General features: G+C 67.9%; 15 protein-coding genes. 7 read left to right on the top strand and 8 right to left on the bottom strand.

Features of this window, described 5'->3' with window-relative positions:
• Positions 1–3 precede the first annotated feature (3 nt).
• Positions 4–1,068, top strand: a complete 1,065-nt coding sequence (locus ACGFNP_RS46990) for a Leu/Phe/Val dehydrogenase (protein WP_393329537.1) — start codon at positions 4–6, stop codon at positions 1,066–1,068.
• A gap of 1 nt (position 1,069) precedes the next feature.
• On the opposite strand, the gene ACGFNP_RS46985 is transcribed toward ACGFNP_RS46990, so the two are convergent.
• Positions 1,070–1,207 (bottom strand): hypothetical protein, encoded by a 138-nt coding sequence (locus ACGFNP_RS46985; protein WP_393329535.1) that lies wholly within the window; start codon positions 1,205–1,207, stop codon positions 1,070–1,072.
• Between the two features lie 135 nt (positions 1,208–1,342).
• Between ACGFNP_RS46985 and ACGFNP_RS46980 the strand changes: the two genes are divergently transcribed.
• Genes ACGFNP_RS46980 through ACGFNP_RS46970 form a run of 3 tightly spaced genes read left to right on the top strand, consistent with a single transcriptional unit; the run spans position 1,343 to position 3,345 of the window.
• Entirely contained in the window at positions 1,343–1,813 is a 471-nt protein-coding gene (locus tag ACGFNP_RS46980) for a SigE family RNA polymerase sigma factor (RefSeq protein WP_358342343.1), read from the top strand.
• On the top strand, positions 1,810–3,060 hold the full coding sequence (locus ACGFNP_RS46975; RefSeq protein WP_393329533.1) for a TolB family protein: 1,251 nt from the start codon (positions 1,810–1,812) through the stop codon (positions 3,058–3,060). The genes ACGFNP_RS46980 and ACGFNP_RS46975 overlap by 4 nt, the downstream gene beginning before the upstream one ends.
• 27 nt (positions 3,061–3,087) lie before the next feature.
• On the top strand, positions 3,088–3,345 hold the full coding sequence (locus ACGFNP_RS46970) for a MaoC/PaaZ C-terminal domain-containing protein (protein WP_393329531.1): 258 nt from the start codon (positions 3,088–3,090) through the stop codon (positions 3,343–3,345).
• 553 nt (positions 3,346–3,898) lie between these two features.
• On the opposite strand, the gene ACGFNP_RS46965 is transcribed toward ACGFNP_RS46970, so the two are convergent.
• Positions 3,899–4,285 carry a transposase gene (locus tag ACGFNP_RS46965; RefSeq protein WP_393329529.1) on the bottom strand — a complete coding sequence of 129 codons (387 nt, stop codon included), beginning with the start codon at positions 4,283–4,285 and terminating at the stop codon, positions 3,899–3,901.
• 15 nt (positions 4,286–4,300) lie between these two features.
• Between ACGFNP_RS46965 and ACGFNP_RS46960 the strand changes: the two genes are divergently transcribed.
• On the top strand, positions 4,301–4,726 hold the full coding sequence (locus ACGFNP_RS46960) for a hypothetical protein (RefSeq protein WP_393329528.1): 426 nt from the start codon (positions 4,301–4,303) through the stop codon (positions 4,724–4,726).
• 342 nt (positions 4,727–5,068) lie between these two features.
• Here the strand turns inward: ACGFNP_RS46960 and ACGFNP_RS46955 are convergent, their stop codons facing one another.
• On the bottom strand, positions 5,069–6,661 hold the full coding sequence (locus ACGFNP_RS46955; protein ID WP_358342364.1) for a hypothetical protein: 1,593 nt from the start codon (positions 6,659–6,661) through the stop codon (positions 5,069–5,071).
• Positions 6,658–7,572, bottom strand: a complete 915-nt coding sequence (locus ACGFNP_RS46950) for an ATP-binding cassette domain-containing protein (protein WP_393329526.1) — start codon at positions 7,570–7,572, stop codon at positions 6,658–6,660. The genes ACGFNP_RS46955 and ACGFNP_RS46950 overlap by 4 nt, the downstream gene beginning before the upstream one ends.
• Positions 7,573–7,654: 82 nt before the next feature.
• Between ACGFNP_RS46950 and ACGFNP_RS46945 the strand changes: the two genes are divergently transcribed.
• Positions 7,655–8,122 carry a MarR family transcriptional regulator gene (locus ACGFNP_RS46945; protein WP_358342367.1) on the top strand — a complete coding sequence of 156 codons (468 nt, stop codon included), beginning with the start codon at positions 7,655–7,657 and terminating at the stop codon, positions 8,120–8,122.
• Between the two features lie 822 nt (positions 8,123–8,944).
• On the opposite strand, the gene ACGFNP_RS46940 is transcribed toward ACGFNP_RS46945, so the two are convergent.
• Positions 8,945–9,670: an acyl-CoA dehydrogenase family protein gene (locus ACGFNP_RS46940; RefSeq protein ID WP_393330121.1), complete on the bottom strand. Its 726-nt coding sequence runs from the start codon at positions 9,668–9,670 to the stop codon at positions 8,945–8,947.
• A 190-nt stretch (positions 9,671–9,860) separates the two neighbouring features.
• On the opposite strand from ACGFNP_RS46940, the gene mihF reads away from it, so the two are divergent.
• A complete protein-coding gene (gene mihF / locus ACGFNP_RS46935; RefSeq protein WP_393329524.1) occupies positions 9,861–10,172 on the top strand; it encodes an integration host factor, actinobacterial type in 312 nt (103 codons plus the stop codon).
• Between the two features lie 24 nt (positions 10,173–10,196).
• On the opposite strand, the gene ACGFNP_RS46930 is transcribed toward mihF, so the two are convergent.
• From ACGFNP_RS46930 to ACGFNP_RS46920, 3 genes are all read right to left on the bottom strand, one after another.
• Complete coding sequence (locus ACGFNP_RS46930) at positions 10,197–11,303, bottom strand: recombinase family protein (RefSeq protein WP_393329522.1); 1,107 nt, start codon at positions 11,301–11,303, stop codon at positions 10,197–10,199.
• 602 nt (positions 11,304–11,905) lie between these two features.
• Positions 11,906–12,598 (bottom strand): TetR/AcrR family transcriptional regulator, encoded by a 693-nt coding sequence (locus ACGFNP_RS46925; protein WP_358342372.1) that lies wholly within the window; start codon positions 12,596–12,598, stop codon positions 11,906–11,908.
• 40 nt (positions 12,599–12,638) lie between these two features.
• On the bottom strand, positions 12,639–13,394 hold the full coding sequence (locus ACGFNP_RS46920; protein WP_358342374.1) for an SDR family oxidoreductase: 756 nt from the start codon (positions 13,392–13,394) through the stop codon (positions 12,639–12,641).
• Between the last annotated feature and the right edge of the window lie 27 nt (positions 13,395–13,421).

Below are 13,421 nucleotides of genomic sequence, written 5' to 3'. Positions count from 1 at the left end.
GCTATGGATCTGTTCGACCGCATCGAACAGCACGCCACCGAGCAAGTCGCCATCGGCGCCGACCCCGCCAGCGGGCTCCGCTCGATCATCGTCATCGACGACACCACCCTCGGCCCGGCCCTGGGCGGAGTACGTATGTGGCCGTACGCCGACGAAGATGAGGCCATCGCCGACGGCCTGCGCCTGGCGCAGGCCATGACGCTCAAGGCCGCGGCCGCCGGGCTCAACCTCGGCGGCGGCGCGAGCCTCATCATCGCGGACCCCGCGCACGACAAGAGCGAGGCCCTGCTGCGCGCCCATGGCCGGTACATCGCCACGCTCGGCGGACGGTTCATCCCGGTCAACGACGTCGGCACCACCCAGGCCGACATCGAGGTCATCGGCTGTGAGACCGCTCCCGTCTGCGACAGGGGCGACCCGTCCCCGTACACCGCGCTGGGGGTGCTCGAATCCATCCGCGCCGGGCTGCGGGCCACGCACGGCTCCGGCGACCTGGCCGGCGTGAAGGTCGCGATCCAGGGGACGGGAAACGTCGGCTCCCACCTGGTCCGCCTGCTGCGCGCCGAGTCGGCCGAGACGATCGTCGCGGACCTGGTCGCCGAGCGGGCGCACGAGGTCGCCGACCGGTACGGAGCGAAGGTGGTGCCCGCGGGAGAGATCATCTCCTCCGACTGCGACGTGCTGGCGCCGTGCGCGCTGGGAGAGGTGGTGACGGAAAAGACGCTCCCGCGGCTGCGGTGCCGAGTTATCGCCGGGGGCGCCAACAACGTCCTCGCCGCTCCCGCCCTGGCCGGCGCCCTGGCCCGTGACGGCATCCGGTACGCCCCGGACTTCCTCGCCAGCGCCGGTGGGCTGATCTACCTGGAGGAACAACTCCTCGGTCACGATGACCAGCGGGCGACGGCCAGGGTCCGGCGCGTGGGGAACATTGTCGCGGAGGTCTTCGAACGGGCCAGGCGCGAGGAGATCACAACGGTCGAGGCGGCTACGGCCCTGGCACTGGCCCGGCTCGCGGCCCGCCGCAGCCACCCGCCCTACCTCGGCTGCGGCCTACACGGAATGGGTTAGGTCAGTCAACGGCGCGGCGACAGTACTCGCGCAGCCGCGCGATCATCTCCGACGCGGTCGTCTCGCGCACCACCGGCCCCGACTCGGCGCTCTGCCCTGCCTGGTCATCGGGCTGCGCAGGCTGTTCCTGCTGGGTCATCGGGGTGTCCAGCGCCGCCCGCAGCGCCAACACCTAACCGGCAATCAATCACAAACTTCGCACTTCAGGCGCCCTCTTAGATTTCGAGCAAAAGGTCTTTGCAACAGGCCCGGCCTCGGGGGGCGTCTTGTAGGTGTGGAGTTCGAGAATTTCGTCCGGGCGCGCGGGTCCGCCCTACTCAGATACGGCCACTTGCTGACCGGCAACGCCGACGACGCCGCCGACCTGGTACAGGAGGCACTGCTCAAGCTGAGCGACAGCTGGCGCAGAGTCCGCAACAAGGACGATCCAGAATCGTACGTACGTACGATCATGGCCCGGCAGCACATCAGCTGGTGGCGCAGGCGGCGCAGGGAGCACCTGACGGACGACGTACCAGAAGGCTCCTACACCGACAGCCACTCCTACGGCGAGCTGTGGAAGGAACTGGCCACGCTGCCGCGCAAGCAGCGTGCCGTCCTGGTGCTGCGCTACTACGAGGACCTGTCGGATCAGGACATAGCCAAAATCCTGGGGATCTCCCGGGGAACCGTGCGCAGCCAGGCGTTCCGGGCGCTCAACACGCTGCGGATCAAGCCGGCGATACTTGAAAGGGGACGATCGTGAGGACAGAGAACGAGTTGACCGACGCGTTGCGGTCGGCGGCGGAGTGGGCTCCACAAGAGTGCGACCTGCTGGCGGCCCTCGCGGTGCGCAGGCATCGCAGGCACCGGCGGCGCACGCAGGTGCTCGCGGCCGGGGCCGTGGTGGCGATACTGGGTGTGGGCGCGGTGGGAATCAGGGGCTTCTCCTCCGGCGGGGGCCACGCCGCCGTGTCGGCGGCGACGCCCACGAACATGACGGTCATCACCACGATGCCCCCGAACGTGGCGCTCTCCCCGCCCGCGCGCTCGAAGGTCGTGGACGCCGACAAGCTCTGGCCCGGCGCGGTCTTCACGATGCCCGCCAAGAACGCCGACGGCTGGCACTATCGCCCGATCACCAGCCTCAGCGCGACGGAGGTGCTGCTCAGCGCCGAGTCGTCGTTCGAGAAGGCCGGGGCGTTCGAGGTGTACGACTCGGCGACGGGCAAGTCGCGCGTGGTCACCACGGTGCCGCGGACGCCGGGGCTCGACAAGTACATCCCGCAGACCGCCACCACCGATGGCCAGAGCCTCGCCTGGTTCGCGTACGGCGAAAAGGATGGCGCGGCCGTGCGCGAGATCTGGACGGTCCCGCTGGCGGGTGGCGAGCCCAGGCTGCTCGGCACGTTCACCGGGAAGCACGCGCAGATCGACGCGATCGGCGTCGACGGCGACCACGTCTACTGGTCCGAGCTCTCCGGCGGCGTCTGGAGCATCCCCCTCGCGGGCGGCGAGGCGGCGCGCGTGCCCGACAGCGACGGGCTGCACCTGATGAAATGGCCGTACGCCGTGGACGTGGCCGACGGCCCGAAGGAGCACGACCGCAACCAGACCAAGCTCGTGGACCTGGCGCGGGGCGCGCAGACCAAGATCAACGTGCCCGCGTCGGCGCGGGGCCTGCGGTGCGGGCCCTCCTGGTGCGTCGGGCGTAACGGGCAAGGCCCGTTGTACCAAGGCTCGTTCGTACAGTACCTCGACGGCACGAACACGATCGCCCTCGACGGCCTCAGCGACGTCTCGACACTGATCCAGTTCCCGATCCTCGACCGGTTCCTGTTCGACGGGAGCACCGTCTACGACGCCGCCACCGGCGAGGTGGCCGCCATCGGCAAGGGCAGCGGCATGTTCGGCGTGGGCACCTCCTCCGAGCCCAGCACGATCATCTACTGGGACGGCGAACCCGGCACGTTCACGGTGCTGAACTTGGCAGCCGTCCCGCCCGCGCAATAGCGTTCGGGACCACGCGGACCTTCGCGAATGTTCAGGAGCTCAAGACGGCCGTCGGCGAGAAGTTCGGCCCTACGGAGTGGCGGAGGGTCACTCAGGACCAGGTCAACCCTCTTCACCGATGCCACCAATGATCATCAGTGGATCCACCTGGACGCGGAGCGGGCCAAGGAAGGGCCGTTCGGCGGCACGATCGCCCACGGCTGTCTGAGCTTGTCGTCGCTGCCATCGTTCATGTTCGAGATGGTCGAGGTGGGCGGCATCGCGATGGCGTCGACCACGGCCTGAACAAGGTCCGCTTCTCCAGGCCCGTGCCTTTCGGCGCGCGCATCAGGGCCGTGGGCGAGCTCACCGACGTCAAGGGCACGCCGGCCGGTCGGCTACCTGTCCAACCTGAAGATGACGATCGAGATCGAGGGCGAGAAGCGGCCTGGCCAGTACGATCCAGGTGTCCCTGAGCAGGCATTTGCTTCGGGACAACCCGGTTCGCCGCGCCCTCCAGTACCTCGCGAACCCCGGTTGCGGTCACCTGTTTCGACTCCTGTCATGGGAACCTCACCGCCAGGAAGGAGCGCCGTCGCGGGTCAGGCGGCGGGCCATGACGGCCGTCATCGCCCGATGCACCCGTGATTCGGAGCTGGCAGGCAGGTGTTCGTCGTCGCGGGGTCGGGCGCCGGTGCAGCATCAAGGTGCCATAGGTCTGCTCGGCGATCCATCGTTTCGGCTCGGGGACGAACCCGTGGTCGGCGGGGGTTGCGTGCGACGACCTCCACGTCGATCCCGAGGCGGGCACCGTGATCGACGACCGTGTTCTTGAACCCCTGGTCGACCAAGGCTTTGGTCACCGTGCCGGGCGTCTGGGCGGTGACTCGGTCAGTTGGCTGATCCCGAAGGTGCTGTCGTGCGTGGCGGGGACCCCGGCTGCGGCGTGGACGCTCTGGGTGTCCAGCACGACCAGGCTCGGATCGGCTGATCGTCCCTTCTTCTCCCGCACGTGCCGGCACAGCAGGTCGTGGATCTTCTGGGTGGTGCCGTCGTCGCGCCACTTGGCGAAGTAGTAGCAGGTCGCGTTACCGGGTGGTAGGTCGTGCGGCAGGCAGTCCCACTGGCAGCCGGTCCGGCCTTGGCAGAGGAAGGATCGCGTTGACGATCTCGCGCATCGCGTAGTTGCCCTGAACCATTCGAGGACGCCCGAAAGGAGATCGCGAGTACGTGCGTTCGCTGGCATCGCCGGGCCTCGATCGTGATTGAGAAAGGGAAAAACCGGACGTTGAAAGAAATCATCAAGAGCCTCGCCGCGCTGTTCGGCGGCTATGACGACGTTCATGACGGTGACGACGCCCAAGCGATAAAGAATCTGGCGATGGACCTGGAAGAGGCGGGCTGCCGGGCGCGCTATCTGATCCGAGATCGGGATGGGAAGATCCCCGCCCTCATGGACGAGATCCTCGCCGAGGCCAGCATCAAGACCGTACTCACCGGCATTCGGATGCCGCGCATGAACTCCTCGAGCGCTGCCTCCTCTGGAACGAACGCCACCTGCGGCACGCCCTACGCGAGTACGAACTGTGCCACAACCAGCACCGAGCCCATCAAGCCCTGGACCAAGCCGCCCCGCTGCGTCCCGTCCCCGACCCGATCACAGACCCCGAGCGAATCACCGACCTGAACATACGCCGACGAGACCGGCTCGGCGGCATACTCCACGAGTACTCATATGCAGCTTGAACTGCATGGATGTAGTTTTCGGCGGGCGCAGCGTTCCCGAACGACCTCCCAGGTACCCTCGAAAGGGCGGCGAGCCGGTGCTGACTGATGGCGGCGCCGGGCAAGGGGGTCGTCAGAATGGCTGGCCGGTCGATCGCGGGGCGCGCCACAGGATCGTTCACGATTCCCATCCTGGTCTGATGCAGCCGGATTTCACGGGATTCCCAACGTGGTTGGGGAGGAGACCGCCCGAAGAAGGTCGCGTCCCGGGCATCGAGGCGCGACCTTTGTTCCAGTCCGGTGACTAACCCAGGTCGCGGCGGCGGAGCGCGGTCATCCCGGCGGCCGTGAGGGCGGCCGCCACCACAAGCAGCACAACCAACGGCGTCGTCGTGAACTCAGCCACCGGCAGCCCGGGGGTTTGCGCATACGGCGACACGTTCAGCAGCGAAGGATTGGCGTGCAGCAGTTCGACCGCGAACTCCAGCAGGAAACACAGGCCCAGCACCGTGTAGGTGCCAACCGCGGCGATCCTCGGCAGCAGGCCATACAGCAGCACCGCAACGGCGGCCAGCACCAGCACCGACGGTAGCCGCGTCAGGCTCGCGCCCAGCATCCGGGCGATCTCGCCGCCCGGATCTCCCGTGGACAAGCCGTAGACCAGGCCCATCCCGAGGCCGAGCCCGGCGAGCACGATCGCCGACCCGGCCGCGACGATCGCCAGGTGACCGCCTGCCCAGCGCAGCCTGCCGACCGGACCGGTCAGTATGGCGTCGGCGCGGCTGGAGTCCTCCTCCGTGTGCAGTCGCAGGACCGCCTGGATCGCGTAGATCGTGATGACCTGGCTCGTCAAGTAGATCACGAAGGCGAAGAAACCGTCGACGGGACGGCCGTCGCTTCCGAGCCGATCGATCATGCCCTGGAGGGCTTCGCTCGCGTTCAGTTGCTGGGCGGCGCTCAGCGCGGCGCCGCCCAGCCCGGCACCGAAGGCGGTGAACGCCAGGGCCCAGGCCAGCAGCGTGCCCCGCTGAAGCCGCCACGCCAGGGCGAACGAGGTGCGCAGGCCTGGCGCGGCGTCCGCGGGTCCGAGCCTGGGCGGGAGGATCCCGGCCGCCAGGTCCCGGCGTGCTGACATCCGGTAGGCGGCGGCCACCAGCACCACGAGCAGGCCGAGGACGGGCAGGAGCGGCCAGTAGTGGTCCCCAGCGAAGGGGCGCATGTGCTGGGTCCAGCCGAACGGCGACAGCCAGGCCACCCCGGGACTCTGCTCGAGGTCAGCGATCGCGCGCAGCGCGTAGAGAATGCTCATCGCCGTGGCGGTGATGCCGGCCGCCGTACGGGAGCTCTCGGTCAGCTGGGCCGCCAGGCCGGCGAGCGCGGCGAAGACACAGCCGGCGGCGCCGACGGACAGGCCCATCACCAGCGAGCCCCCCGCAGGCAGGCCTTGGCCGGTGAGCCCCAGAGCAATGACGAGGGCGGTAACCAGGTTGGCGGCGAACGCCACAATCAGCGCGGCCGTCAGCGCCGCGTGCCTGCCGACCACGGTCGAACCGAGCAGCTCGCTACGGCCCGCCTCCTCCTCCCCGCGGGTGCTGCGGATCACCAGGAAGAGGCTCGCCAGCGAGATCAGTAGGGCGGCCTGCCCGCGGACGCGCCATGCGGCGAGCCCTGCGGAGGAGGAGTCGTAGATGGGGCCGATCATCATGAGCTGCGTAGGGTCGCCGTTGGTGGTGTGGAGGAAGGCCTGGCGCGCCTCCTCTGTGGGATAGGCACCGGCCACCGAGCCGGCCACGCCGAGCACGAGCAGCGTCACGAGTCCGTACCAGACGGGCAGCCGCACCCGGTCGCGTCTCAGGATCAGCCGAATCAATCCGCCGGTGCCGGTGAGGGTGCTCATCGCTGGGCCGCCGCGTGCTTGCCGGGGAGGTCGCTCTCGTAGTGACGCAGGAACATCTCCTCCAGCGTCGGCGGCTGGCTGACCAGGCTCCGCACGCCCACCCGCACGAACTCGCGCAGCAGCGGGTCCAGCGCGTCGCCGTCGACCTGGCAGCTCAGCCGGTTGCCCTCCGCATACAGGTCGTGTACACCCGTCGTACTGGCGAGCCGGGGAACGGGGCCGTCGAGCTCGGCCGTGATCGAGGTCCGCGTGAGATGGCGCAGCTCGGCGAGCGTTCCGGTCTCCACGGTACGACCGTTGCGGATGATGCTCACCCGGTCGCAGAGGGCTTCGACCTCGGCGAGGATGTGGCTGGACAGCAGCACCGTGCGCCCCTTGCGCCGCTCTTCCTGGACGCACTCCTGGAAGACCGCCTCCATCAGCGGGTCCAGGCCCGAGGTGGGCTCGTCCAGGATGAGCAACTCGGAATCCGAGGACAGCGCCGCAACCAGGGCCACCTTCTGCCGATTGCCCTTGGAGTAGGCCCGGCCCTTCTTGCGCGGGTCCAGTTCGAACGCGTCGAGCAGCTCGGCCCGGCGTTGGGGATCCAGCCCGCCGCGCATCCGGCCGAGCAGGTCGATCGCCTCGCCTCCGGACAGCGTGGGCCACAGGGTCACGTCGCCGGGCACGTACGCCAGGCGGCGGTGCAAGGTGGTCGCGTCGCGCCACGGATCGCCGTCCAGCAGCTGAGCGGTGCCCGAATCCTGACGTAGGAGGCCCAGCAGGATCCGGATGGTCGTGGACTTGCCGGCCCCGTTCGGGCCTAGGAAGCCATGCACTTCGCCGGCCCGGACCGACAAGTCCAGGCCGTCGAGTGCGCGCGTCCGTCCGAACGTCTTGACCAGACCGGACACGGAGATCATGTTTGACATGTTTTGCACAATACATCAACTTCACGAAATTTGTGAACTGTCTGATATTCTGTGGTCTAAGGCCATCGATTGAGAGGTGTGCATGACCGATGAGGCGCGGCGGTTCCTTGAACGTTTCGCGGTGATCATGTCCGAGGTCGGCTATCCACGCATGGCGGCACGCGTGCTTGCCGCGCTCCTCGTCGCCGACGACGGGCGGCGCACCGCCGCCGAACTTGCCGACCTGCTCCAGGTGGGGCCGTCGGCGGTTTCTGGCGCGGTGAAGTACCTGATGCAAGTCGGGATGGTGATCAGGGAAAGGGATCCCAGGGAGCGGCGCGACCGTTACCGCGTCGACCAGACGGCGTGGTACAGGGCAGCGGCGTCGAGCGACGAGGTGTTCCGCCGCTTCGAGGAGGGGGCGAGCGACGGGGTGGAGGTGCTTGGCATCGACACGCCCGCGGGACGACGCATGGATGAGACCCGGCGCTTCTTCGCCTTCCTACGCCACGAAGTCCCCCAACTCCTCCACGAGTGGAACGAACTGAACGCCGGCACCGGATCCTCATAACAAGCAGGCAAGAACAAGGCGAAGCCCGTATCGCTCGATGCTCCAGCCTCGGGCGGGATCTCGGCGACTGCGAGCTCCTGCACCGGCTGGGTGCCGCACCGCGTAGCCGGTCGGGATGGCTGAGTAGGAGACGTGCCAGGCGGCGCGCAGGTTGAGGCTGCCGTTGTAGCCGACCTTTGGTCTCTCAGAACAGCCTGAAGGGTGTCATAATTGGGGCCCAGACCCTGACTGACCTGCGTATTTCATGACTGCACTCCGGTGGTCAGCCAGCTCGCCGGTACTCGCTGATCAGCGCGCCTGCCGAAAATTCCATCCATGCACGTCAAGCAGGCTCTGCATCGCTTCCGAAGCGACTACAAGTCATCCTGGCGAGTAGACGCACATCGCCTACCGATGACTGCTCGGTGGTTGCTCGCGTGTACGCGGCACAGCCCGGCATCCATCACCACCTCCCGGCACGATGTTGGGGATGATCGCGGACAGAGTGATAGAAAACGTCATCCCGCGGCACTGAGCGGCACCAATCGAACCGACTCATAATCCGTGGGTCGTGGGTTCAAGTCCCACCCGCCCTACTCTTCAATACCGCGTTCGACCTTGGGTTTCTCGGTTTTCGCCGACCTCCGAGTTTGCTGTTGACCATGGTTGGTTGCTCGGGTCCTTGCGCCGTACTTCTTCGACCGGCGGCAGCGCCTTGGTGTCCTTGAGCTCCGACAGCAGCAGCTCGGTGTACGGTCCCTGTCGGGTGGCCGTCGTCCACGAGCCTGATGCGGCCGATGGCCGTTGTAGTGGACGGCATACTGAGAACCGACGTCCTGCGTGTCAGCCGAGAAGCTGAGTGGCGACGAGTTCGCGATGGTAATCGGGAGAGCCGAACATGGCTTGGGTGGATTGGGCGCGGCGAAAATAGAGGTGGGCGTCGTGTTCCCAGGTGAAGCCGATGCCTCCGTGGATCTGGATGGTGTCCGCCGCGACCTGGAGGTAGACCTCCGAGCACAGCGCCTTGGCCAGGCTGGCGACCGTCAGCAGCTCATCCGCCTCCTGGTCGGCCGCCTGGGCGGCGTGGTAGACCGCCGACCGGGCCCGTTCGATCGACAGCAGCATGTCGGCACACCGGTGCTTGATGGCCTGGAAGCTGCCGATCGGGCGCCCGAACTGCACACGCAGCTTGGCGTACTCGACGCTCATGTCCAGGCAACGCTGGGCGCCGCCGACCTGCTCCGCCGCCAGGGCGATGATCGCCGACCGCAGGGCGGACTCCATCGCCGCCCGGGCCGGCCCGAGACGGCGGGCCGGCACGAGGGACAGGGCGGCCTGCTTGCGGGTCAGATCGATGGTCTGCAAAGGTCTGCGGGTCAGTCCGGGGGCGTCGGCGGCGACGGCGAACAGGCTCGGACCCGACTCTTCCCCGGCCACCACCAGCAGCAGGTCGGCCGTGTGCCCGTCGAGGACGTAGGTCTTGTGGCCGGTCAGGACCCAGGTGTCCCTGTCGGGGACGGCCACGGTTCGTAGGCCGTCCACGCTCCAGCCCCGGTCGTCCTCGACCAGAGCTACCGTCGCGACGGTGGTCCCGTCGGCGATACCCGGCAGGAACTGGCCTGCCAGTAGGAGTGGAACGGTGAACCGGGTTTAGTGTCACATCTGTTGACGCTGTGCGGGATGATGATCGGCGGCGGTCCCGTCGTGATCTATGGCGGTAGCCACTGACCAGCCGATATCTCTACAGGAGAGGTGCCTGATGGCCCTGCTGGCGATGATGGCGGAGCAGCGTGCGAAGGTGTTGGCGAAGGCGGCCCAGGCGCGTACGGCGCGTCGGGCGCTGTTGGCGGAGGTGGCGTCCGGCGTGGTGAGTGTGGCGGAGGTGTTCGAGCGAAGCGGGCAGGATCTGGTCGGCCGAACACGAGTGGTTCAGGTCCTGCGGGCCGTTCCCGGGTATGGGCCGGCCCGGGTCGCGGCGTTGTTGGCCACCTGCGGGGTGCAGGAGAAACAGCGTGTTGGCGCGCTGAACGAGCCGCAGCGTGAGCGGCTCTTGCGGGCTTTGATCGGCTGACAGCGCCGGAACTGATCGTGTGAGCTATCGCTCCGCGTTCGGGTGAGGTTGGCTCTGCAGGCGATGGCGAAGTTCGGCCTCCTGCGCCGTCAGCGCCTGGCCCGGGCGTCGGATGCGGGCCGGGCGGGGTCGGGGGATGTCTTGGCCTTGCAGGAGGGCGAAGTCGGCGTGGGCCGCCTCGACGGCTTCGGGGTAGGCCTGCTGCTTGGCGTGTTCGGCGAGTGCGCGGTAGATGCTGGCCGCGCTGGGGTTGCGGCCCTTGCGCTTACCGGTGGGGATGATCAGGTCACCTCGGATGGATTCCACCGTCTCGCCGGTGGCGCGGCGGCGCAGCACGGTGTGCAGCATGTCGTCGGTGATGACCGGGGGCCGGCCGCCGTGGTTGCCGTTGCGGGCGGCGGCATCGAGTCCTTCCAGGGTGGACTCGCGGATGGCTTCGCGTTCGGTCTCGGCCATCGCGGCGAAGAACGCGAACAGCATCCAGCCCGGCCCGGACGGGTCGTAGATCCCGGCGAGCGGCCCGGCAAGCATCTCCAGCACCAGGCCATGCGCGGTCAGGTGGTCGGCCAGCGCGGTCAGCTCGGCGGCGTCGCGGCCCAGCCGCTTCATCTCATACACCGTCAGGATGACCCGGCAGTGCGGGGCGTGCGCCTTGATCTGCCGGGCCAGCGCGAGCGCCGCCTCGAACTGCGGGCGCACCTTCACCCGGGTCGAGATCTTCTCGGAGAAGATTTTCTCGCGACCGATCCCGTGCGCGGCCAGCGCGTCCAGTTGCGACTGCAGTTCCTGGGTGAGCGCGGAGCAGCGGGCGTAGCCGATCCGGATGTCCGCTGACGGCCCACTGAGCGGCGCGGGCGGCGGTGTGCCCGGCCGCCATGGCTGGCCCGGGTTCCGGTCGGCCGGGGTGATCACCCGCAACAGCTTCGCCAGCCGGGCCACCTTGGTGAACCGGCCGGTGTGGTAGGTGCCGGCCACCGCGCCCGAACGCGACCGGCACGGCGAATTCGGCGCTACCGCGCATCGCGGACACGGGTGACGCTCCACCTCATCAGCATCACGGGGGCCTTCCCCGGCGATAGCGGACAGGGAGATGGATTCGGCGCGTTCGTCGGGTTCCGGGGCCTTGGTCATGCCCCAGATGTTCTCACAAACATTTCCCAGAATCCGGCGATCCGCCGACTTGCATGAGAACGAGTTCTGAGAAAGAAATCAGCCTCTCCGGGACTCAGACTGGCGCTCCGTGGCCTGCTGGTGATCTTCTCTGGCAATCGGGTTTATGAGAATCACGTCCCTGGCTTGGAGAGGATTGTGGGTTCGGCTCGGCCGGGGCTTGGCTTTAGTGAAGGAACTGCTGGGTGAGTTCGTGGTGGCCAGTGACTCGCGCGCCGGTCGTGTCCAGCTGGAAGTTCCGATCACGCGATGTTTGCGGGTGGCGCTGAGTAGCCGGTATAGCCGCGGTGGTCGACGCCGCAGAAGGCCAACACCGTCACAGCGGGGCCGACGTCGCCCCGGGTTCGCACGTGCTAGAGGATTTCGTCGATCATTTGTCGGTGGTCGCGCCACCGAGCGCAACGCCGGGGGCGCACGCCAGCAGTACCGGGAGGCCACGGTCCCAGCTCAGCTGTCGGCCGCTGTCGGTTGCTGAAGGACCGGTCGCGCTCGCCCGTATTCGTTGTCGGTCCCGGTAGGGCGACGTATCGGGGTCCTGGCAGCGTGAACTGGTAGTCCGGGGTTCAGGATCCGGTGCGATAGCGGGTGAGCATGAGGGCGACGGCTTCGTCCACGATCGTGGTGTCGGTGGGGTCGGGCGGGACGAAGTCGGTCCGTACGAGTTGAGGCCACAGGAGCTGGCCGCAGATCATGCCGAGGAACTGTTCGGCCACTGCGGATGCCGGCTGTGTCTGTCCGTCGGCCGAACGGAAGTCGAGTGTGCCGGCCTGTGCTTCGGCGTCCAGGTAGTCGCGGAGCCGGTCGAAGAAGGGTCCGCGGTCGATGGCGAAGCCGGTGCCGACGATGTCGGCGAGTTCCGGCATCTGGGGAAGTTCGGTGATGATGAGGCGGCACAGCGCCGCTGTGCCGGGCCGCGAGACCAAGCAAGCGTAGTCGCGGCCGATGTGGTCCAGACCGTACCGGGGATCACCGGGCGGGGGCGGTTCGGCGTACTGCACGTCCAGCTGCCACTGTTCGGAGGTGACGGCCGCGAACAGCGCAGCCTTGGAGGGGTACCGCTTGAAGAGGGTGCCGGTGGAGACGCGGGCCTCCCTGGCGATCTGGGCCAGGGAGGTCTTGTCGTATCCCCGGGCGAGGAAGAGGTCGCGGGCGGCGCGGATGATGCGCGCGCGGTTCTCCGCTTTGATCTGCGCGTGATACCCGGCCTGGCACGTATCGCCACCGGTTTCCGCTCGGTCACGGTCCGCCACCGACATACCCACGCCCCTCGCCCGTCTCCCAGCCGCATCCTCGCTGTCAGAGGACGGTCTGGCCGCCGTCCAGGATAAGGTCCTGGCCCACAGCGAAGGCGGAGACATCGGAGGCCAGGTACACGACGGCTTCCGCGACCTCCTCGGGCATACCCATGCGACCCAGCGGGATGCCGGAGCTGATCGCCTCCAGAACCGCCGTCTGCTGCGCGGGGTCCTCGATCCCGAGCTTGGAGTACAGCGGGGTGTCCACCGGGCCGGGACTGACCGCGTTGAACCGGATGCCGTGCGACCTGAGCAGGTCCGCGTTCCACGACCGCATCAGGGAGCCGACAGCCGCCTTCGTCGCGGCGTAGGCGTTCGACTGACCATAGCCGCCGTGCGCGCTGCTGGACGCGTTGAGGATGACCGAGGACGGGTTGGCCAGCACGGGCACCAGGGCCTGTGTGAGAAAGAAGACGCTCTTGACGTTGATGTCGAAGAGCCGGTCGAAACTGTCCTCCGTGTGGTCCTCGAACGGCCGCCAGTCCGAGACGCCGGCGTTCAGGAACGCCACGTCCAGCTCCCCGAAATGCTCACGCACCCGCTCCGCCAGGCCGCGCTGCGCATCGAGATCGCGCGCATCGGCCTGCACCACCGGCACCTTGTCCCCGAGGATCTGCCGCGCCTTGTCGATGCTGGCCGGGGTGACGCCTGTGACCAGCACGTCGGCCCCCTCCGCGATAAAACGCTGCGCGGTCTCCAGACCGATCCCACTCGTGCCGCCGGTGATGAGGGCGCGCTTGCCCGCAAGACGATTCATGTTCATTGTTCCTTGCCGAGTCGTAAG

The organism is Nonomuraea sp. NPDC049269 (assembly GCF_043197155.1).
Lineage (GTDB): Bacteria > Actinomycetota > Actinomycetes > Streptosporangiales > Streptosporangiaceae > Nonomuraea.
This window is presented reverse-complemented; position numbering and strand designations above follow the sequence as displayed.